Annotated in this window: 22 protein-coding genes; 2 read left to right on the plus strand and 20 right to left on the minus strand. The window is 63.2% G+C overall.

The features are described from left to right. Positions 1-40: 40 nt before the first annotated feature. Positions 41-967, minus strand: a complete 927-nt coding sequence (tal, locus tag ACN8M7_RS20290; RefSeq protein ID WP_490261942.1) for a transaldolase — start codon at positions 965-967, stop codon at positions 41-43. 195 nt (positions 968-1,162) lie between these two features. Between tal and ACN8M7_RS20295 the strand changes: the two genes are divergently transcribed. Then, complete coding sequence (locus ACN8M7_RS20295) at positions 1,163-1,489, plus strand: transcriptional repressor (protein ID WP_490261943.1); 327 nt, start codon at positions 1,163-1,165, stop codon at positions 1,487-1,489. Here ACN8M7_RS20295 and dusA read toward each other — a convergent pair. Continuing rightward, complete coding sequence (gene dusA, locus ACN8M7_RS20300) at positions 1,459-2,469, minus strand: tRNA dihydrouridine(20/20a) synthase DusA (RefSeq protein ID WP_490261944.1); 1,011 nt, start codon at positions 2,467-2,469, stop codon at positions 1,459-1,461. The genes ACN8M7_RS20295 and dusA overlap by 31 nt on opposite strands. A gap of 114 nt (positions 2,470-2,583) precedes the next feature. Between dusA and ACN8M7_RS20305 the strand changes: the two genes are divergently transcribed. Beyond that, positions 2,584-3,735, plus strand: a complete 1,152-nt coding sequence (locus ACN8M7_RS20305; protein WP_490262019.1) for a tyrosine-type recombinase/integrase — start codon at positions 2,584-2,586, stop codon at positions 3,733-3,735. Here the strand turns inward: ACN8M7_RS20305 and ACN8M7_RS20310 are convergent. The 18 genes from ACN8M7_RS20310 to ACN8M7_RS20395 all read right to left on the minus strand — a co-directional run bounded on the left by ACN8M7_RS20310 (position 3,701) and on the right by ACN8M7_RS20395 (position 19,952). Beyond that, the gene (locus ACN8M7_RS20310) at positions 3,701-3,985 is read right to left on the minus strand and encodes a pyocin activator PrtN family protein (protein WP_490261945.1); all 285 of its coding nucleotides are present in this window, start codon (positions 3,983-3,985) and stop codon (positions 3,701-3,703) included. The two genes, ACN8M7_RS20305 and ACN8M7_RS20310, sit on opposite strands and share 35 nt — an antisense overlap. Positions 3,986-4,137: 152 nt before the next feature. Beyond that, positions 4,138-4,497: a histone-like nucleoid-structuring protein, MvaT/MvaU family gene (locus ACN8M7_RS20315; protein WP_490261946.1), complete on the minus strand. Its 360-nt coding sequence runs from the start codon at positions 4,495-4,497 to the stop codon at positions 4,138-4,140. 116 nt (positions 4,498-4,613) lie between these two features. Next, entirely contained in the window at positions 4,614-5,624 is a 1,011-nt protein-coding gene (locus ACN8M7_RS20320) for a nucleotidyl transferase AbiEii/AbiGii toxin family protein (RefSeq protein WP_490261947.1), read from the minus strand. After that, positions 5,617-6,213 (minus strand): DUF6088 family protein, encoded by a 597-nt coding sequence (locus ACN8M7_RS20325; protein WP_490261948.1) that lies wholly within the window; start codon positions 6,211-6,213, stop codon positions 5,617-5,619. The genes ACN8M7_RS20320 and ACN8M7_RS20325 overlap by 8 nt, the downstream gene beginning before the upstream one ends. Positions 6,214-6,282: 69 nt before the next feature. Then, positions 6,283-6,516: a DUF2274 domain-containing protein gene (locus tag ACN8M7_RS20330; RefSeq protein ID WP_490261949.1), complete on the minus strand. Its 234-nt coding sequence runs from the start codon at positions 6,514-6,516 to the stop codon at positions 6,283-6,285. After that, positions 6,513-7,775, minus strand: coding sequence for a TraB/TrbI/VirB10 family type IV secretion system protein (locus ACN8M7_RS20335; RefSeq protein ID WP_490261950.1), 1,263 nt, complete (start codon positions 7,773-7,775; stop codon positions 6,513-6,515). The genes ACN8M7_RS20330 and ACN8M7_RS20335 overlap by 4 nt, the downstream gene beginning before the upstream one ends. Before the next feature lie 2 nt (positions 7,776-7,777). Further along, complete coding sequence (gene trbG, locus ACN8M7_RS20340; RefSeq protein ID WP_490261951.1) at positions 7,778-8,764, minus strand: P-type conjugative transfer protein TrbG; 987 nt, start codon at positions 8,762-8,764, stop codon at positions 7,778-7,780. Beyond that, complete coding sequence (gene trbF, locus ACN8M7_RS20345; RefSeq protein ID WP_490261952.1) at positions 8,761-9,468, minus strand: conjugal transfer protein TrbF; 708 nt, start codon at positions 9,466-9,468, stop codon at positions 8,761-8,763. Before trbF ends, trbG begins: the two co-directional genes overlap by 4 nt. A gap of 12 nt (positions 9,469-9,480) precedes the next feature. Further along, positions 9,481-10,641 carry a P-type conjugative transfer protein TrbL gene (trbL, locus tag ACN8M7_RS20350; RefSeq protein WP_490261953.1) on the minus strand — a complete coding sequence of 387 codons (1,161 nt, stop codon included), beginning with the start codon at positions 10,639-10,641 and terminating at the stop codon, positions 9,481-9,483. Next, the gene (locus tag ACN8M7_RS20355) at positions 10,638-10,823 is read right to left on the minus strand and encodes a hypothetical protein (protein WP_490261954.1); all 186 of its coding nucleotides are present in this window, start codon (positions 10,821-10,823) and stop codon (positions 10,638-10,640) included. Before ACN8M7_RS20355 ends, trbL begins: the two co-directional genes overlap by 4 nt. Before the next feature lie 12 nt (positions 10,824-10,835). Next, a complete protein-coding gene (gene trbJ / locus ACN8M7_RS20360; protein ID WP_490261955.1) occupies positions 10,836-11,570 on the minus strand; it encodes a P-type conjugative transfer protein TrbJ in 735 nt (244 codons plus the stop codon). Next, positions 11,567-13,996, minus strand: coding sequence for a conjugal transfer protein TrbE (trbE, locus tag ACN8M7_RS20365; protein WP_490261956.1), 2,430 nt, complete (start codon positions 13,994-13,996; stop codon positions 11,567-11,569). Before trbE ends, trbJ begins: the two co-directional genes overlap by 4 nt. Before the next feature lie 10 nt (positions 13,997-14,006). Further along, positions 14,007-14,279, minus strand: coding sequence for a VirB3 family type IV secretion system protein (locus ACN8M7_RS20370; protein ID WP_490261957.1), 273 nt, complete (start codon positions 14,277-14,279; stop codon positions 14,007-14,009). Then, positions 14,276-14,617 (minus strand): TrbC/VirB2 family type IV secretion system protein, encoded by a 342-nt coding sequence (locus ACN8M7_RS20375; RefSeq protein ID WP_490261958.1) that lies wholly within the window; start codon positions 14,615-14,617, stop codon positions 14,276-14,278. The genes ACN8M7_RS20370 and ACN8M7_RS20375 overlap by 4 nt, the downstream gene beginning before the upstream one ends. Next, positions 14,589-15,557, minus strand: a complete 969-nt coding sequence (trbB, locus tag ACN8M7_RS20380; protein ID WP_490262020.1) for a P-type conjugative transfer ATPase TrbB — start codon at positions 15,555-15,557, stop codon at positions 14,589-14,591. Before trbB ends, ACN8M7_RS20375 begins: the two co-directional genes overlap by 29 nt. 59 nt (positions 15,558-15,616) lie before the next feature. Beyond that, positions 15,617-16,051: a CopG family transcriptional regulator gene (locus ACN8M7_RS20385; protein WP_014596911.1), complete on the minus strand. Its 435-nt coding sequence runs from the start codon at positions 16,049-16,051 to the stop codon at positions 15,617-15,619. Further along, positions 16,048-18,039: a conjugal transfer protein TraG gene (locus ACN8M7_RS20390; RefSeq protein ID WP_490261959.1), complete on the minus strand. Its 1,992-nt coding sequence runs from the start codon at positions 18,037-18,039 to the stop codon at positions 16,048-16,050. Before ACN8M7_RS20390 ends, ACN8M7_RS20385 begins: the two co-directional genes overlap by 4 nt. A 458-nt stretch (positions 18,040-18,497) precedes the next feature. Next, positions 18,498-19,952 carry an NAD-dependent succinate-semialdehyde dehydrogenase gene (locus ACN8M7_RS20395; RefSeq protein WP_490261960.1) on the minus strand — a complete coding sequence of 485 codons (1,455 nt, stop codon included), beginning with the start codon at positions 19,950-19,952 and terminating at the stop codon, positions 18,498-18,500. Positions 19,953-19,956: the final 4 nt, after the last annotated feature.

The raw sequence follows: 19,956 nt of genomic DNA on the forward strand, positions 1-19,956 counted from the left end.
TAGAAAAGGGGCGTCAGCTTGGCTGGCGCCCCTTTTTCGTTCAGGCCTTGGCGGCCAGCAACGCTTCGAGTTTTTCCTGATCGCGGGCGAACAGGCGAATGCCTTCGGCCAGTTTCTCGGTGGCCATGGCATCCTCGTTCAGGGCCCAGCGGAAGGCCGCTTCATCCAGGCTCTGGCGAGGCTCACCGGTTGCGCCAGGCGCGAGCTGGCGACTCAGCTGACCATCGTCCTCGGCCAGTTTCTGTAGCAGTTCCGGGCTGATGGTCAGGCGATCACAGCCCGCCAGTGCTTCGATCTGGCCAAGGTTGCGGAAGCTGGCGCCCATCACCACGGTGTCGTAGCCGTTGGCCTTGTAGTAGTCGTAGATGCGCGCGACCGACTGCACGCCCGGATCTTCACTACCCGCGAAGTCACGACCTTCGGCCTTCTTGTACCAGTCGTAGATGCGCCCCACGAACGGCGAAATGAGAAATACGCCGGCGTCGGCACAGGCCTGTGCCTGGGCGAAGGCGAACAGCAGGGTCAGGTTGGTCTGCACGCCGGCTTTTTCCAGCTGTTCGGCGGCGCGGATGCCTTCCCAGGTGGAGGCGATCTTGATCAGTACGCGTTCGCGGCCGATACCGGCTTTTTCGTAAAGGCCGATCAGGCGCTCGGCGCGGCGCAGGGTCGCCTCGGTGTCGAACGACAGGCGCGCGTCGACCTCGGTGGAAATGCGCCCGGGAATGACCTTGAGGATTTCCTGGCCGACGGCAACCGCGAACTGGTCGCAGGCCATGCCCAGGTCACCCTTGCCAGCGGCCACTGCCTGATTCAGCAGATCCGCATAACGGGGCAGGGCAGCAGCCTTGAGCAGCAGCGAGGGGTTGGTGGTGGCATCCACCGGTTGCAGGCGAGCGATGGCGTCGAGGTCACCGGTGTCGGCGACTACGGTAGTGAACTGCTTGAGTTGTTCCAGCTTGGAGGTCATGACGAGGCCTTGTCGTTGCAGATGGCATGACCTTACCCGAGGCGCCTTACAGGCTCAACGGTCTGGCCACTGACAAAACTTACCTTCTTGGTATGCGCTTTTGGCCGGCTCGTTCGTCTTTATCCATGACAGTGCGTCAGAACGTACCGAAGTCGGTGGAGTCCGATTTCAAACGAGCCAGCAGGGAGCCCGAATATGTCGACCCAAACCCCGTCTTCTCGTTCAGTCCCTGGCGAGCCGGATACCCGTCAGTGCCGCGAGTGGCTGCAGGCAGTTGGCCTGCGCTTCAGCATGCCCAGACTCAAGGTGGTGGAGGCGCTGTGCCGTGCGGATGAAGAGCAGGGCGTCTCCGTCCGGGAGTTGCACCAGCAATTGAGTGAGGCGGGTGAGCCGCTGTCGCTGGTCAGCGTGCGTCAGGTGCTGCAGCGCCTGGCAGGAAACGGGCTGGTGCAGGCGACAGGGCGCAGCCGCTATCGCCTGGCAATGCCGGATCAGTGCCCGCGCAGCAGTTCGGCGGCCTGATCCAGCAGCGCCAGCGGATCCTTCACCTTGTGGATGTCCACCGACAGCAGTTGGCGGAAACGCCGCGCACCGGGGAAGCCCTGAGCCAGGCCAAGCACGTGGCGGCTGATGTGGTGCAGGGTGCCACCGTCGCGCAGATGCTGCTCGACGTAGGGCTTGAGTGCGAGCAGGGCATCCATGCGGGTGATGCCTGCGTCTTCGGCGCCGAACAGGCGGCTATCCACCTGTGCCAGCAGATAGGGGTTGTGATAGGCCTCGCGGCCGAGCATCACACCGTCGAAGGTCTGCAGGTGCTGCTCGCATTCCTCCAGGGTCTTGATGCCGCCGTTGAGGATGATCTCCAGATCTGGAAAATCCTGCTTGAGCTGGGCGGCGATGTCGTAGCGCAGCGGTGGAATCTCGCGGTTTTCCTTCGGCGACAAGCCTTCGAGGATGGCGATACGCGCGTGCACGGTGAAGCTGCGGCAGCCGGCATCGCGCACCTGGCCGACGAAATCGCACAGCTCGGCATAGCTGTCACGACCGTTGATGCCGATGCGGTGCTTGACCGTCACCGGGATGCTCGCGGCGTCCTGCATGGCCTTCACGCAGTCGGCCACCAGCGCTGGATGGCCCATCAGGCAGGCGCCGATCATGTTGTTCTGCACCCGGTCGCTGGGGCAGCCAACGTTCAGGTTCACTTCATCATAGCCCTGTGCTTCGGCCATCTTTGCGCAGGTCGCCAGGTCCTGCGGGTTGCTGCCACCGAGTTGCAGGGCGATGGGGTGTTCGCACTCGCTGTAACGCAAGAATCGCTCACGGTCGCCGTGGATCAGCGCGCCGGTGGTGACCATCTCGGTATAGAGCAGGGCATGGCGCGACAACTGGCGCAGGAAGTAGCGGCAGTGACGGTCCGTCCAATCCATCATCGGTGCCACGGAGAAGCGGCGGGACAGGGTGGAGCGCGTGGTGTCTGGTTTTGAAGCTGACTCTAGAGGCATTTCGCGTGTCGCGTTCTCAACGTGTTTTCAGGGGTTTTCAGGCATTTTTCTAAAGCAGATGGTAAAATGTACCACCTGAAAAACTTCTTGTACCACCAGTCAGGAGGGACTGCCTTGGCAACCATCCGAGCCCGAAAGAGTGCGGACGGATCGCTCCGCTACACCGTGCAAATCCGCATCAAGAAGAATGGGGTGCAAGTCTACCAAGAGAGCCAGACATTCACCCGCAAACAGGCTGCACAAGCTTGGGCTAAGCGACGAGAGACGGAGCTGAGTGAGCCAGGTGCCATCGAGCGGGCAAATCGCTCCGGAACAACCGTTGCTTCGATGATTGAGACCTATCTGGAGGAGTACGGTAGAGCTCGGCCGATGGGTAAGACCAAGAAGGCGACGCTGGAAGCTATTGCCAAGAGCTATCTGGGTGAGTGCGAAGATCGTAAGGTCAATGCGCAGGTGCTGGTTGATTACGCTATCTGGCGTATGAGTGCCGAAGGGGGCGGGGTTCAGCCGCAAACGGCTGGTAATGATCTCGCTCATCTAGGTGCGGTGCTGTCTGTTGCTCGCCCTGCTTGGGGGTGTGATGTCGACCCGCACGCCATGGCGGATGCGCGGAAAGTGTTAGCCAAGCTAGGTTATAAGCTTAAGAGTCGTGAGCGAGATCGCCGACCTTCGTTAAAGGAGCTCGACTTAGTTTTCATGGAGTTCCAGAAGATTCTGGCAAGTCGACCTACCTCCATCAACATGCTGAAAGTTTCGGGCTTCGCGATCTTTTCAACGCGCCGACAGGACGAGATTTGCCGTATCCGCTGGGATGACCTGGACGAGTCGCGGCAGATGGTGATGGTGCGGGATATGAAGAATCCGGGCGATAAGATTGGCAACAACGTGTGGTGTTATCTGCCGGATGAGGCCTGGGCGATTGTGAAGAGCATGCCGCGCACATGCGAGGAAATTTTTCCCTACAACAGTGAGTCGGTGTCCACTGCATGGGCACGAGCCTGCGAGCGTGCAGGTGTCGCGGATCTGCACTTCCATGATCTTCGCCACGACGGAGTTAGCCGGCTATTCGAAATGGGGTGGGACATTCCCCGTGTGGCAAGTGTTTCCGGTCACAGAGATTGGAACTCATTGCGGCGCTATACCCATCTGAATGGGCTTGGCGACCCTTATGTTGGGTGGGACTGGCTGCCGCTGCTATTGGCGTCGGGTGTCGGATATGGAGATCGTACTCTTAACGGCCTCTCCCGACGCGGAGGGCGCCGCTAAGCTGATCGCTCTCTCTGATTGCTTCTGCGCGCTGGATATCGAGATAAGCCGCCAGGTCCTCAAGGTGTATTCCCTTGGCGGCTTTCTGGCTCGGTTCGAGGCGTACAATGGGGATCTTTAGCGCACCGCTCAGTACCTTGCGTTGGAACATTTCGGGGCTGAGATGCGAGAAGTAGTCCTGGCAAACTCGATCCAGCGGGATTATTGCTTTCCCATCGTACTGCGCCATCAACAAAAATAATGTCTTCATTGCTCCATGCCATAGTGCCATTCCAGTGAGTTCAGCGTACTGGAGCTAGGTTCGGTGGCCAACCAGCTCAGTCATAGAGGGGCGCGGGAGGGTGGATGATTCATGGAGTGTGGGCGCCGTTAGTTATGCGACGCCCGCAGTTTGGTGAATTGTTACTGCAGCCAGCTTTCGACGACCTTGGCGCCGAACTCTTCTTTCCAGGCTTTCAAGACTTTGTGGTTGCCTCCTTTGGTTTCAACAACTTCGCCGGTCTTAGGATTCTTGTAGCGTTTTACTTGGCGGGGGCGGTGCGAACCGAAATTTTGATTGCTGAGCTTGCCGGCTTTAGTTTGCGGGTCGAGGATGGCGATGATGTCACGCAGACCTTTGTCGTACTCCGACATCAGAGTGCGCAGCTTTTCCTCGAATTCCATTTCTTTTTTCAGGCCATCGTTCTTCTTGAGAGCTTCCAGCTCTGCCAGTTGAGCAGCCAGTTGCTGTTCAAGTGCGCGAAATTCAGCAAGCTTCGACATTCTATACATTCCTCTCATGTGGTTGATTTAGGAATTAACTATAAATCCATTCTACGATGATCGCCGATGGCATGAAATCCATTCAATGTTTGGCTTGCTACAGGATCGTCCTCTGTCTAATTGGACTGAGCATTAAGCCGGTCTTGGATTATCGCGCACTCTTGCATGAGATCATCGAATGCTCGTGCGTTCCCAATCATGACGCCGTCGTCGAGCATCATCGAGTAATCTTGCTCTAGTGCTTCGCGGGCTGCGCCATCAGGGACGATTTGGATGTGCCCTCGTGCAGCCGCATGGTAATCAACTACTGAGCCGTCTATGGACTTTTCCTGGAAGAACCAGCTTTTGTGATTCGCAACTGTGTGGGCGACCTCTCGATCAACAGCGATCACGTCGAAGTATTCGGTGCGTGCTATTGCGGCAAGGTCGTGCCAGTGCCTGGCGAATCGTTCGCTTCTGATCTGCTGTTGTGCGCAGTAGACATGAGCAGCGGTGGCTTTCTCCCAAAACGTTCGTGCGATATCCATGACAATGGGATCGGCCTCAGGAAAAGACACTCCCTCAACGGCGTCAGCCATGTCGCACCTCACATGCTGAGGTGCATGGGGTTCTCCAGTGGAGCGGGCTCCGAACTCCAAAGTGACGACGGGTGGGATATAACCGGTTCCGTTGACCATTGCAGGGTAGCGGAGGAAAAGCCTCTCGCCACCTATCTCCAACTCCGCATCCAATTGCTCCCGTTCGAGTGAGGATTGCAGGGCGGATTGGATCGTCTGTTGGATCCAGCCCGGTAAGCGCTCACGAACCTTGCTGCTCCAGCGCCGTGCTTCGCTCCTCGAGGAGGGAAGATCTGAGTGCCCTGTGAGCTCGGGGATCAACTCGCGGATGTCGTAGGTCAGGTCAATGTCCTCCGAAAACCTGTCGATGACTTTGTATGCCTTCGACAAGGAGGTGCCGCCCTTGAAGGTCAGGCTCTGTCCGATGTCCGCTGTGAATAGTGCTCGTAACACCCAGACCACCCACAAGTCCTTTTCCAGCAGGTGAGCAGGGCGTCCAATCTGGGCAGCGGCGAACTGAAGTGCCTCAAGCTGATCTTGCTTCGAAAGATCGAAGAACTGTTCAGGCATGTGCGTTCTCTCGACCGATGGCCTGTGCCATCCAGCTAGGCAGGAGGGTGCGGCTCGCGAGCAGCGAGTTCCACTCTGACTCTGGAAGAATGCCATGAAGTTTGCCTACTGCCTCGCTCACATGTGCCTGGCCTAGCCAGGCAAGGGCGCGGACTGCTTCGCCAGCCAGTGTTGACCCGAGTGCTAGTACCCAGCGAGGCACGTGCTGTATGAGCACTTCTGTCTTGCCGAGCTTCATCGTGCGGGATCGCCCAGTGGTCAGGAAGGCTTCCTTGATCGGAACCTGCTGAGTAAGTCCGAGGGCGTTGGCGGCTCGCGCCCCATGCGGTACCAGTGTCTCACCACGTTGCTCGGCGATTGCCTTGATCACTTTCTCTGGCGCAGGCGGGCGCGTGCCGAAACGACTGGTGATAGGAGCGGCATAGGTGCCGCGAGCCACGCGTATCAGTTTCCCGGCCTTGGCCAGGCGAGATAAGGCTTGGTCTACTGCCGCGCGGCTGCCCAGGTGGATGAAGTCCTTGGGCGCAAGCACGCCGCCTTCAGGGAGTTGCCGGCTTTGTTCAAGAATTGTCTCGGGTAGGGTCTTCACGACGGTTGCCTCAACAGGTGTCGCAGCTGATATGTCAGAAGTATATATTTGTTTCTGACATTACGACAATTAACCACCTTCCTGGACTCCGGCATTAGCCCTCTTGAACACCCGATCCCTCGCCATGAAGGCTTCCAGCATGTGCGGGATGAGCGTCAGGGCGTCGACCTCTTCACCGTAGGTCTGTGAGTGCAGTGCCGCGTAGCGCTCGAGGTCAACCTTCAGGCTGGCCGGGCAGGTGAAGGTAAGCTTTGTGTTCTCGGTTTTCGGCAGCGGGCCGAGACGCAGCTTGGTCGTGCTCATTGCGGGCTCCTTTGTTGAGCTGTGACGGGGTGGTAGGGGCGCAGCACCAGGTCGCGGTTGACGATTACGCGCAGGGGCAGGCCTGGGCGCTGGGTTAGCGTGGGCTGGATATCGAGGTTGCGGCGGGTGACCTCCTGGCCGACGTGATTCACTGTGTCCTGCAGGCTGTCGCGTCCGGCGATGATGACGCGGTCGCCGTCGGTGCGGTTGGCCGGTGCCGCCAGCTCGGCACCGATGCCCAGTAGGCTGGTCATGGCCGCGCCGGCGACGATCCGATCCCAGTGCCAGTCGACGCCATCCTCGAGACCGGCATAGCCGGCCGCATCGGTTCCGACCAGGTTGTCGAGTTGGAAGGACGAGGTGTCCGGCAGGATCACTCGCTGCCACACCACCTGCACGCGGCTCTGCCCGTAGTTCACCTGGCTGTTGTAGCGACCGAGCAGGCGGGCACCTTGGGGGATCAGCACGTGTTCACCGGTGGCGCTGTCATAGACCGGCTCGGTCACCGTGGCGATCACGTCGCCGGGTAGATCCGACTTGATCCCGGTGACCAGCGCCGCTGCGATGATAGTGCCGGCCATCACCTGGTAAGGCGACTCAGGCATCTGCAGCAATCCTGAATTACGGATTTGTGCATCTACGGATTTACTGAGAAACGCCTCGTTCTGCTCCTGCTGCGTTGGTGTTCCTGCGGCGGCTACTGCGCCTGACGAAGCCATACCCAGAGCCGGGGGATCGAGTTGAGCGCCACCACCAGATGCGATATTCGATTTCCGCGCGCTGCTGGTCTGGAAAAACACCGAGGACTGCGCTGCTTCCTCAGCTTCCTTGAGCAGGGCCAGGCGCTCTGCTTCGGCGGCATCTGGCCCATGTCCATAGCTTTGCGCCTGCTGCTCCGCCCTGAGGATTGGCCCGCCCAGATCGCCGGGCAGCGGTGGGCCCAGTTGCGGCACCTCGGGTGCAGTGGGAGGCGGCAACTCCGAGTAGTCTGTCGGCAACTGTTCCAGCCCCTCGGAGCGCGCCACGCGGTCGACGTTGTATAGCTCGTTCTGCTCGGCGCCCTGGCGGCGCTGCTGCGGTTGCAGCGACCACAGCATGGCTCCGAGTACCGCAGCCGACAGGCCGCCGACCACTACCGCCAGCATGCGCGGATTGAGGCGGGTGACTGGGCGAGGCTTGGCGCGCAGCTCCAGCGACTCCGGCGCCTCCTTGGGCGGTAGCGAGGTTGCTGCGGCTTGGTTTTCGTTCTTGGCCGTCATGCTCATGGCCTCCGTGCCACGCCGTCGGTGCGCTCGATCCGCACCACGTCACCCTTGTCGGCGCCCAGGCGCAGCTCGGCTGCGCCGAACAGGCGGTCGACGATGTAGTAGGGCGCGCGGAAACGATAGTTGACCAGTTGCCCGTCACCTTCGGGGCCAATTACGAACAGCGGCGGTAGCTCGCCCCGGGCTATACCGGCGGGGAACTGGATATACACCTTACGGCCGTCATCGAAGGCGCGCAGCGGTTTCCAGGGCGGATTGCTGCCGCTGATTGCATAACGAAAGCGCAGCTGCTCCAGCGCCAGGCCGGCATCCACTGGCGCCGCAGCCTGGGCTTCACTGGCGCGGCGTTGCAGGGCGAGCATACGATCCTTCGGATAGTCCCAGGACACCGACGCCATCCAAGCCTGCTCGGTGGAACTCAGCTCGATCAGGTAGGTGCGGCGCGTGGTGGTGATCACCAGGTTGGTCTTGAGGTCGACCCGCGTCGGCTTGATCAGCACGCTGGTGCGTAGCTCGCCTCCGCTTCCGCTGGTGGTGTCGCCGACGATCCAGCGCACGGTGTCGCCAGCGGCCACGGTGATCAACTCTTCGCCGGGCTGCAGGTTGATCGTTGTGACTCGGCCCGGGCTGGCATACACCTGGTACAGCGCGCCATCGGAGTAGGGCCAAACCTGGATGGCGTTGATATAGCCCTCGCGGCTCGGCGCGACTCGAGCGTCGCGATTGGCGCGCGAGACCCGCACGCGTTCATCGGCCGGTTCCTTGGCCGGCTTGCTACGCTGAGTTTCCGGCAGTGGCTTGAGCTGGTCGGGCAGGGCCAGGGGCTTGGGTACTTCCACTACCTCGATGGGCTTGGGCGGCTCCGGCATGCGCTGCGCTTCTACCGGTTCATCCAGTGCGATCACTGGCGGCTGCTGGCTGGCGCAGCCGGCCAGCACGCTCAGCAGCAGAGGGCAGATTAAGAGGTTCAAGGAGGTTTTCATGGTTTCTTGGCTCCTTCCGTAGTGTCCAGCTCACGGCTCCAGGACAGGCCGTTGACGTAGATGCCGAGCGGGTTGCGGCGCAGCTTTTCCTCGGTGCGTGGCGGTTGCACTACCAGCGAGATCACTGCGGTCCAGCGCTCCAGGCCGGCGGCTGAACCATTCACGAAGCGACGTTCGATCCAGCGCACCTGGAACGAGCTGTCGCTGGCACGCACCACGCTGGTGACCTCCACCGATACCGACTCCTTGCCGACCCGGGTAAAGGGATCGTTGGCGCGGGCATAGTCGTTGAGGGTGGCCGCGCCGCGGTCGGTGGTGGAGTGATAGGCCTCCAGCCAGTTCTGCCGCACCACCACCGGATCGATCGAGAGCGAACGCACCAGATCGATAAAGCGCGCCAGGTGGTGAGCAATTTGTGCATCCTGGGGCTGGTAGGGACTGGCGGCTTCGCCGACGGCGCGCACCTGGCCGAGGTTGTCGACCTCCACCACGTAGGGCGTCACCGTCGACTGCGCCGAACGCCAGACCAGTCCGCCAGCCATCAGCAGCGCCAGGCCCAGGCAACCGAAAGCCACCAGTCGCCAGTTGCGTGCCTGCGCCAGGCTGCTGCCCATGCGCAGGTCCCAGGCCTGTGCCGCGGCCTGGTAAGGGGTGACAGGTTGAGGAGTGTCGCTATAGCGCACCCGTGGACGTCTGAATCGCATCCTCGTCCTCCTTTACGAATTCGATGGGTCGCGGATCTGCGGCCCAGGTGATGAACCACCGCCATCGCCACCACGAAGGGTGTGGGCGACCGTACTGGTGGCCTGTGAGAGTTGTTGCCTGCGCTGCAGGCGCCTGGCCCAGTCGGGCTGTTTGGCAGGGGCAGTTGCAGGATCGGAAGCTGCGGGGGCGCCACCTGCTGCAGCGCCGGAAGAGGCCCCTACCAGAGAGCGAGCGCCGCCCATTGCCAAACGTGCTGCTCCGGGTGCCATACGTGCGCCGGCCAATACCGCGCCCCCGACACCTGCGGCGACTGCAGCCGCACCAGCAGCCATGCCCGCTGCGCCGAGTGCAGTACCGGCTGCTGCACCAGCACCCAGTTGCGGTGCGCCGGAGACCAAGCCGGTGGCAATGCCTGGGCCGAAGATGCCCAGGCCGAGCAAGGCCAGCGAGGCGAGCATGACCACCAGCGCATGGTCGATGGAGGGCTCGTCCGGCACAGCCTGGAACTCGGCGAACAGCCCGCTGCCAATGCCGACGATCACGGCCAGCACCAGCACCTTGATGCCGGACGCGACCACGTTGCCCAGCACCTTCTCGGCGAGAAAGGCGGTCTTGTTCCACAGCGCGAAGGGCACCAGCACGAAGCCGGCGAGGGTGGTCAGCTTGAATTCGACCAAGGTCACGAACAGCTGAATGGCCAGGAAGAAGAAACTGACGATCACCACCAGCCAGGCGAGAAACAGCACCAGGATGCTGTGCAGGTTGCCGAAGACTTCGGGAAAACCACTGAGCTTGCTGATCTGGTCAAGCAGCGGCCCTCCAGCATCAACCCCAATCGCGGCCAGCCGCCCTGGTTGCAGAAACTCCGCATGACTCAACCCGGAACCTGAGGCCAGCAGACCCAACCCGGCGAAGGAGTTGAAGACGATCTTGGCCAGGGCATTGAAGTTGCCGATGATGAAGGCGAAGGCACCGACATAGAGGGTCTTGCGGATCAGCTTGGCGCTGACGTCCTCACCGCCCATGGCCCAGAACAGCCCGGCCAGGGTCATGTCGATCACCACCAGGGTCATGGTGAGAAAGGCCACCTCACCGCCGAGCAGGCCGAAACCGGTGTCGATATACAGCCCGAAGACTTCGAGGAATCGGTCGATCACGCTGACGTCGTTCATTGCACGTCCTCGTCGAAACTTGGCGGTATGGCGGGTAGATCAGCAGGACGCAGAAACTCGCCGGGCCGAGCACAGCCCGAGTAGAAGCGCTCAGCCGCATCGTCTTGCCGAGCCATGACCCCGTTGTCGACCTGTCCGCAGGCGACCAGCACCAGCAGCGGCAGCAGTGTCAGGAATCTCATGAGGACGTCTCCCTACCGATAGAACTGCACGGGGGAGGGGGTATAGGGCGTGCCGTTGCCCATAAAGCGACGCCGCCGTTCGCGTGCCTCCTCGGCCGCTGCAGACTGCCGGGCAAGTTCCAGGGTGACGGCGCGGTTCTGGGTGATCTGCAGTTGCTGCGCCTGGATCGACTGCTTGGCCTGCAGGGCCAGCAACTGATTGGTGGCCTGGGCAGCCTGCAAGGCGCCACCCGCCGACTGGCTCTGCTGCACCAGAGCGGCCAAGGCGCTTTCATCCTCGGCCAGGTTCTGCGTCACCTGCGCCTGCACACGCAGGGCGGTGTGCAACCCGTCGAGGCCCTGCTGCCAGCGCTCGCGCGCCTCCTGGGCCAGACGCTGGCTGCTGACGTCGCCGGTGTACTCGTTCGGGTAGAGTCGGCTGAATTCCTGATCCAGGCGTTGCACTTCGTAGGCCAGCCCTCGCGCCTCGGCGAGCAGCCGCTCAGTATTGGCCAAGCTCGCGCGCAACTGGTTGACCACGTTGTAGTCCAGGCGCTGCAGGTGACGGGCCTGGTTCAGCAGCATCTGGGTCTCGTTCTGTAACTGGCGAACCTGGTTGTTCGCCATCTCCAGGGTGCGTACTGCAGTCAGCGTGTTCTGCACCAGGTTGGTCGGATCGATTACGGTGAAAGCGTTGGCCGGCTTCACGGCCAGCAGACCTAGTACCAGCAGTGTTGCGCAGGGGAAATGGTGGGCAGGGGATCTCATGGCAGGCACTCCATGCGTGAAGAGGGATAAGCGGTGAGCAGGTCGGCGGCCCAGTCCAGATCGCGGTAACGCAACCAGGCCGCGGCGAAATCGGAGGCGCCGGACGTCTGTTGGATTCGATCGATCTCGCGCTGCTCTGCCGGGCTGGCGGAGGCAGCAAAGGCCAGTGCCACCGGCCCCAGATCGAGGTCGAACAGGCGGTTGCCCAGGCGCGACTGGTAGTAGTAATCACGCTTGGGCGTGGCCTGGGCGATGATCTCGATCTGCCGGTCGTTGAGGCCAAAGCTCTGGTAGATGCCGCGGATCTGCGGCTCGCCCGCCTGCGGGTTGGGCAGGAAGATGCGGCTGGCGCAGCTCTCGATGATTGCCGCAGCGATGCTGGAGTCCTTGATGTCGGCCAACGACTGGGTGGCGAAGATGACGCTGACGTTCTTCTTGCGCAGAGTCTTGAGCCACTGGCGGATGCGCGCGGCGAACAGCGGATCGTCGAGAAACAGCCACGCTTCGTCGAGGATCAGCAGGGTCGGCGCGCCGTCGAAACGTTCCTCGAAGCGGGCGAACAGGTAGCTCAGCACCGCAGCCACCGCCGCCTTGCTGTGCATCAGTTCCTCCATCTCGAAGCACTGCACGTCGGCGCTGCCCAGCCGATCCTGGTCGGCGTCCAGCAATGCGCCATGCGCGCCGCCCAGTACGTAGGGCTGCAGCGCCTGGCGCAGGGCGTTGTCCTGCAGCAGCACGGACAAACCGGTCAGTGTGCGCTGCGCTTCGGGCGCGCCAGCCAGACTGTCCAGCGCCGTCCACAGCGCGGCCTTCTGCTCGGGGCCGACGGCTACACCTTCCTGCAGCAGGCGAGCCTCCAGCCACTCGGCGGCCCAGGCTCGGTATCCCGGCTGATCGATGCGCGCCAGAGGCTGGAAGGCCAGGTCGCCGTCGCCGCCGAGGTCGTAGTGCTCGCCACCCAGGCCCAGCACCGTCGCGCGCAGCGAACGTCCCATATCGAACAGAAACAGGCGCGAGCCCGGGTAGCGGCGAAACTGCAGGGCCAGGGTCGCCAGCAACACCGACTTGCCCATGCCGGTGGGGCCGGCCACCAGGGTGTGGCCGACGTCGCCGACGTGGGTAACCAGGCGAAACGGCGTTGCGCCATCGGTGCGGGTGATCACCAATGGCGGGCCATCCAGATGTTCGTTGCGTGCCGGGCCAGCCCAGACTGCCGAGACCGGCAACAGGTGCGCCAGGTTGAGCGTGGAGGTCGGCGGCTGGCGGACGTTGGCGTAGGCGTTGCCAGGGATCGACGACAGCCAGGCCTCCACCGCGTTGAGACTCTCGGTGATGGTGACGAAGCCGCGCCCCTGAATCACCCGCTCGACCAGGCGCAACTTCTCGTCGGCGACCTGGGCGTCGGCATCGCTCACCGTCACGGTGGCGGTCACATAGCCGAAGGCGGCCTGGTCGGCACCGAGTTCCTGCAGCGCCGCATCAGCGTCGCTGGCCTTGTTCGCCGCGTCGCTGTCGAGCAGCGGGCTTTCCTGCTGGAAGATAGCTTCGCGCAGCAGCGCCAGGACGCCCTTGCGTTTGGCGAACCACTGCCGGCGCAGGCGCACCAGTTCCTTCTCGGCCTCGTCCTTTTCCAGGCAGATAAAACGGGTCGACCAGCGATAGGCGAAGCCCAGACGGTTGAGGTCGTCCAGCACGCCTGGCCACGTCGAGGTGGGAAATCCACGGACCGACAGCGTGCGCAGGTGCTGCTCGCCCAGACGTGGCGCCAGGCCCGTGGTCAGTGGACTGTCGGCCAGCAGGGTATCGAGGTGGAAGGGCACTTCGGGCACCGCCAGCCGCTGGCGGTGGGTCGATACCGTGGCGTGCAGGTAGGTCAGCGTCTGGCTGTCGTCGAGCCAGGCTAGCTCCGGCAGTACCCCGTCCAGCAGGTCGAAGAAACGATCCGTCTCGGCGACAAAGGCGGTCAGTCGTTCGCGCCAGTCGACGCCGCGCTGGGGCCGGTGCTCGTAGAGCAGGCCGGCGGCGCGCGAGCGCGATTCCTCCGGCGGCAGGTAGAGCAGCGTCAGGTGGTAGTTACTCTCGAAGTGGCTTCCATGCGCCTCGAAGGCGGCGCGGCGCTCCTCGTCTACCAACCAGGACAACGGCTCTGGAAAATCGCTGTCAGGATAGTCCGCCGCCGCCAGACGCTCGGCTTCGACAAACAGCGCCCAGCCCGAGCCTAGGCGACGCAGGGCATTATTCAGGCGTGCCGAGGTGGCCACCAGCTCGCTCTGGGTGGCGCTGTCCAGGTCTGGCCCGCGAAAGCGCAGGCTGCGTTGGAACGAACCGTCCTTGTTCAGCACGACGCCGGGTGCGACTAGGCCGGCCCAAGGTAGCCAGTCGGCGAGTTGGGCGGGGCGGCGCTGGTATTCGGTGAGGTTCAGCATGGCGGCCTCCTCACACATCCAGCAGCGACGGCTGCTTGATATGCCGGGCGAACACCTGCAGGAACTGAGGATCCTGGCGGGCACCCCACACCGCCAGCGAGTGGCCTACCAACCAGAGCGCCAAGCCAGGTAGCCACAGCTGCAGGCCCAGACCGATCACTGCCGCCAGAGTGCCGTTGAGGATCGCCACGTTGCGCGGCGCGCCGCCGAGCAGAATCGGCTCGGTCAGCGAACGGTGCAGCGGCACCTCGAAGCCGGGGATGAGATCGCGCTCGCCGTTCATGCGATCACCGCCCCGCCGGCAAAGCTGAAGAAGCTGAGGAAGAACGACGATGCGGCGAACGCAATCGACAGACCGAAGACGATCTGGATCAGCTTGCGAAAGCCGCCGCTGGTGTCGCCGAAGGCCAGCGTCAGGCCTGTGGTAATGATGATGATCACCGCGATAATGCGCGCCACTGGACCCTGTACCGAGTCAAGGATCGATTGCAGCGGTCCTTCCCAGGGCATTCCGGAGCCAGCGGCGAGCACAGGCAGGGAAGCGCCCAGGCATAGGACACCGAGCATCAAGGCGTCGATGAAGCGACGACGATTAGCAACGTGGGGATGGCAGGCAGTCATGGCTGTTTTCCTGAGGCAGCGAAGGAATGAATGCGGGGGCGATGGAAGTGAGTTGATAGCCGCGCTCGTCATAGCCGGTGACGCGGGCGATCTGCTGGACATAGCGCGTGCTGCCACGCCCGGCGAGAAACACCACCAGGTTGACCGCCTCGGCGATCAGCGCCCGCGGCGCGGTCAGGGCGACTTCCAGAATCAGTTGCTCCAGGCGAAGCAGTGCGCCCTGCGCAGAGCCGGCATGGATGGTGGCAATACCGCCGGGATGGCCGGTACCCCAGGCCTTGACCAGATCCAGCGCCTCGCCGCCGCGCACCTCGCCGACCACCACGCGATCGGGGCGCAGACGCAGCGTGCTGCGCACCAGGTCAGCCATGGAGACCACGCCGGGCTTGGTACGCAGGGCTACGTGATCGAGCGCCGGACACTGCAGTTCGACCGTGTCCTCCAGCACCAGCACACGGTCGCCGCTGCCGGCCACCTCGGCCAGCAGCGCGTTTGCCAGAGTGGTCTTGCCGCTGCTGGTGCCGCCGGCCACCAGGATGTTCTGCCGCTCACGCACGGCCACGCGCAGGTGTTTTGCCTGCGCGGCGCTGAGGATGCCGTCGGCCACGTACTGCTGCAGCGGGATGACGCCGGCTGCGCGTTTGCGTAGGGCGAAGGTCGGCCCGGCTACTACGGGCGGCAGTACACCTTCGAAGCGCTCACCAGTCTCTGGCAGTTCGGCACTCAGCAGCGGCTTGTTGCGATGTGCCTCCTGGCCGACATGCGCTGCCACCAGGCGGATGATCCGCTCGCCGTCGCCAGTTGCCAGCGTGCCCAACCGGGCGCGGCCGGCTGACAGGCGATCCAGCCAAAGCACGCCATCGGGGTTGAGCATCACCTCGATCACGTCCGGGTCATCCAGGGCGGCAGCTATCAGCGGGCCCATCGCCGTGCGCAACATGCGCGTGCGCCGATCCAGGGACGTTGCCGCAGCGCTCAGCATTGGGGAGGAGGCGACAGTCATGGACGCTCTCCCGATACCTGAGCCTCTGCCTGAACCTCTTCGTGCACGTCTCTGACCAGGCTGCGACCGCGCTGCAGGTGACGCCCCAGTTGCTCGACGAACTGGCTGAAGCGCAGCTTGCCCTGCGCGCGTGCTGCTTCCTGATGCGCCTCTGGTACCGGCGTGCTGACCGTGAGGTAGTAGCGCACATACAGCGCCACGGTCTCGATCAGGATGTGCTGGTCGCGCTCCAGGCGCTCGAACTGACGTGACAGGCGATCCAGGCGCTTGGCCATGGCCACCTCGCGCTGCTCGCCGGACTCGGGTGACAGCCAGGAGGCTAACGCCGCGGCGATGATCGAGGACTTCGACACACCCTTGGTGATCGCCAGTTCGTTCAGGCGCTTGGCATGCTCGGGTTGGATAAACAGGTTGAGGCGGGCTCGGCTCATAGGGCAATTCCATCGTTAGGGTCGAGGGCGGCCAGCCGTGCCACGCGCTGCAGGCGCGGATCCGGCTGGGTGGGGAAGGGCGCGGGGACGTCGTCCTCGTCGAGCAGCAGTAGGTCGCTGGTCAGCTCATGGTGATCTGGCAACTGGGCGAGTTCCGCCAGTTCGTGCTGACGGCGCGGGCCGCCGTCCTCGATGGTCGAGTCATTGCTCAGGTTGGTCGGCGATGCTGTAACGGCCGCAGGCACGGCCAGGCCGCTCCAGTCGTCCGCGCGTGGCGCCGGAGCGTCGGCATAGCGGCCCGGCTGCAAGCGCGGCGCTGGCAGTACCCGACTCTGGAAGTTGGTGTCGGTGAAGTAGCGAAGCTTCTTCGCGCGGATCGGTGCGAGGCCCGAAAGCATCACCACGGCTTCGTCGCTGGGCAGTTGCATTACCTCGCCCGGGGTGAGCAGAGGGCGTGCGGTTTCCTGGCGCGAGACCATCAAATGGCCGAGCCAGGGGGCCAAGCGGTGGCCGGCATAGTTGCGCTGCGCGCGCAGCTCGGTGGCGGTGCCCAGGGTCTCGGAGATGCGTTTGGCAGTGCGTTCGTCGTTGGTGGCGAAGGTCACCCGCACATGGCAGTTGTCGAGGATCGAGTGGTTCTGGCCGTAGGCCTTGTCGATCTGGTTCAGCGATTGCGAAATGAGGAAGGCGCGCAGTCCATAACCGGCCATGAAGGCCAGCGCCGTCTCGAAGAAGTCCAATCGCCCCAGCGCCGGAAACTCATCGAGCATCAGCAGCAGCTTGTGCCGACGCTCGATACCGTCGGAGCCGTCGAGCGACTCGGTCAGGCGCCGGCCGACCTGGTTGAGGATCAGGCGGATCAGCGGCTTGGTGCGGCTGATATCCGAGGGCGGCACCACCAGGTACAGCGACACCGGATGCTCGGCTGAGATCAGGTCGGCGATACGCCAGTCGCAGCGCGAGGTGACCTCGGCCACCGTCGGGTCCCGGTAGAGGCCGAGGAAGGACATGGCCGTGGAGAGCACGCCCGAGCGCTCGTTGTCGCTCTTGTTCAGTACCTCCCGCGCCGCCGAGGCCACCACCGGATGCGGGGCATCGCTCAGGTGCGGCGTGGTCATCATCCGGTGCAGCGTCAGTTCGAAGGTGCAGGCCGGATCTGAGAGGAAGTTGGCGACGCCGCGCAGGGTCTTGTCCTGGCCGGCGTAGAGTACGTGCAGGATGGCACCGACCAGCAGCGCATGGCTGGTCTTCTCCCAGTGGTTGCGCCGCTCCAGCGCTCCCTCCGGGTCGACCAGGATATCGGCGATATTCTGCACGTCGCGCACCTCGTGGGCGCCACGGCGGACTTCCAGCAGCGGGTTGTAGGCAGCCGAGGCCAGGTCGGTGGGGTTGAACAGCAGGCAGTGCGAGAAGCGCGAACGCCAGCCCGCGGTCAGGCTCCAGTTCTCGCCCTTGATGTCGTGGATGACCGCTGAGGCCGGCCAGGAGAGCAGGGTGGGGATCACCAGACCGACGCCCTTTCCCGAGCGCGTCGGTGCGAAGGTCAACACATGCTCAGGGCCTTCGTGACGCAGGTATTGGTCGTCGAACTGGCCGAGGAACACACCCGCAGGCTGGGTCAGGCCAGCTTTGCGCACCTCATCCGTATCGGCCCAGCGCGCCGAGCCGTAGGTGGTGACCCGGCGTGCCTGACGTGCCCGCCAGATGGCCATGCCGATGGCCACCACCAACGCCAGCAGGCTGCTGCAAGCAGCGATGCTGCCGCCGACGTTGAAGACATCCGGCGCATAGGCATCGAAGACAAACCACCACTCGAACAGACGCCAGGGGTGATAGACCGGTGTGCCCAGAAGCTCGAACCAAGGTGCCCCCAGTCGAACCTGGTAGCCGAGCGCGGCAGCAGTCCACTGCGTGGCACCCCACACCCCTGACAGAGTAATGGCCAACACCACCAGCACCTGGCCGTACAGCACCGTCGTCGCTTGCATCCCTGAACCCAACTTCCCAGACAAGACTCACGGCACGCGTATGTGCCGCGGGCGAGAGGTTCGGTACTGGGAGAGGAAGGGTCAAAGACCGTTTTCGAGATGGCTAAGAAGGATATGGCAACAGTTATGGCAGAGACGGACAGGGGATGAAACCGGCGAGGTGTGGCGACTACTGCAGGCAGATGTTCACATAGCTATTGTGTCGCCGCCGCGTCTGCGGAAGTTGCTTGTGGACGAAAATAAGATCGATAAGTCTTTAGTCCAGCCAACGCTCGAATACGCTACTGGCGCTCTTGTCGTGCAATCCAGCGTCAAGCTGGCTCGCAATCTGGCGCTGTGAGTTATCGTCGAGGGCGTCGACAGCCAGCTGACCTCGGGCCACATGCGCGTCATCATCTGTGACGAAGTGCAGTGTTATTTCGTAGCAGTACCCTTGCAGATGGGTGGGGTTACCGGCTTCAGTCGATGCCGAGACACATGTACTTTTGCTCAATGTAGTCGTCGATGCCGTAGTGCGAGCCTTCACGGCCCAGGCCGGATTGCTTGATGCCGCCGAACGGCGCGACCTCGGTGGAGATTAGTCCTTCGTTGACGCCGACCATGCCGTATTCCAGCGCTTCGCTGACACGCCAGGCGCGGCCAAGATCGCGGGTGTAGACGTAGGAGGCCAGGCCGAACTCGGTGTCGTTGGCCATGGCGATGGCTTCGGCTTCCGTGTCGAAGCGGAAAATCGGTGCCAGTGGGCCGAAGGTTTCGTCGCGGGCGACCAGCATCTGCGTGGTGACGTCGCCGAGCACGGTCGGCTCGAAGAAGCTGCCGCCGAGTGCATGAGGGCGGCCACCGGCCAGTACCTTGGCGCCCTTGCTGATGGCATCGGCAATATGTTCCTCGATCTTCTCCACCGCCTTGGCGTTGATCAGCGGGCCCTGTTGAGCGCCATCTTCGCTGGCCGGGGCGACTTTCAGCGCGTTGACTGCGACGACCAGGCGTTTGCTGAACTCGTCGTACACGCCGTTCTGCACCAGCAAGCGGTTGGTGCACACGCAAGTCTGCCCGCTGTTGCGGAACTTGGACGCGATGGCGCCCTGTACGGCAGCGTCCAGGTCGGCGTCGTCGAAGACGATGAAGGGCGCGTTGCCACCCAGCTCCAGGCTGACTTTCTTGATGGTGTTGGCGCACTGTGCCATCAGCAATTTGCCGATTTCGGTGGAGCCGGTGAACGACAGCTTCTGCACGTCCGGGTTGCCGGTCAGCTCGCCGCCAATGGCCCGTGAGTTCTTGCCGGGCACCACATTGAGCACGCCAGCCGGGATGCCGGCGGCTTCACCCAGCGCCGCCAGTGCCAGCGCCGACAGTGGCGTTTCCGAGGCAGGCTTGAGCACCACGGTGCAACCGGCGGCCAGCGCCGGGCCGACCTTGCGGGTGATCATGGCGTTGGGGAAATTCCATGGGGTGATCGCGGCGACCACGCCGATGGCCTGCTTGATCACCACCAGGCGCCGGCCCTGTTTGTCGTGCGGGATGACATCGCCGTAAATGCGTTTGGCTTCCTCGGCGAACCATTCGATGAAGCTGGCGCCGTAGGCGATTTCGCCACGACTCTCGGCCAGCGGTTTGCCCTGTTCCCAGCTGAGCAGGCGGGCCAGGTCTTCCTGGTTGGCCATGATCAGGTTGTACCAGGTGCGCAGGATGGCGCTGCGCTCCTTGGCGGTCTTCTCGCGCCAGGCGGGCAGGGCGGCCTTGGCAGCGGCAATGGCGCGGGCCGTTTCGGCCTGGCCGACTGACGCGACCATGGCGATCAGTTCGCCATTGGCCGGGTTGGTCACGCTGAAGCGGGCCTGGTCGTCGCCCTCGACCCAGAGGCCACCGATATAGGCGCGTTCACGCAACAGGCTGGAGTGATTGAGTTGCATGGCT

Source organism: Pseudomonas spartinae, from assembly GCF_965197125.1.
In the GTDB taxonomy this organism is placed as follows: domain Bacteria; phylum Pseudomonadota; class Gammaproteobacteria; order Pseudomonadales; family Pseudomonadaceae; genus Aquipseudomonas; species Aquipseudomonas composti_A.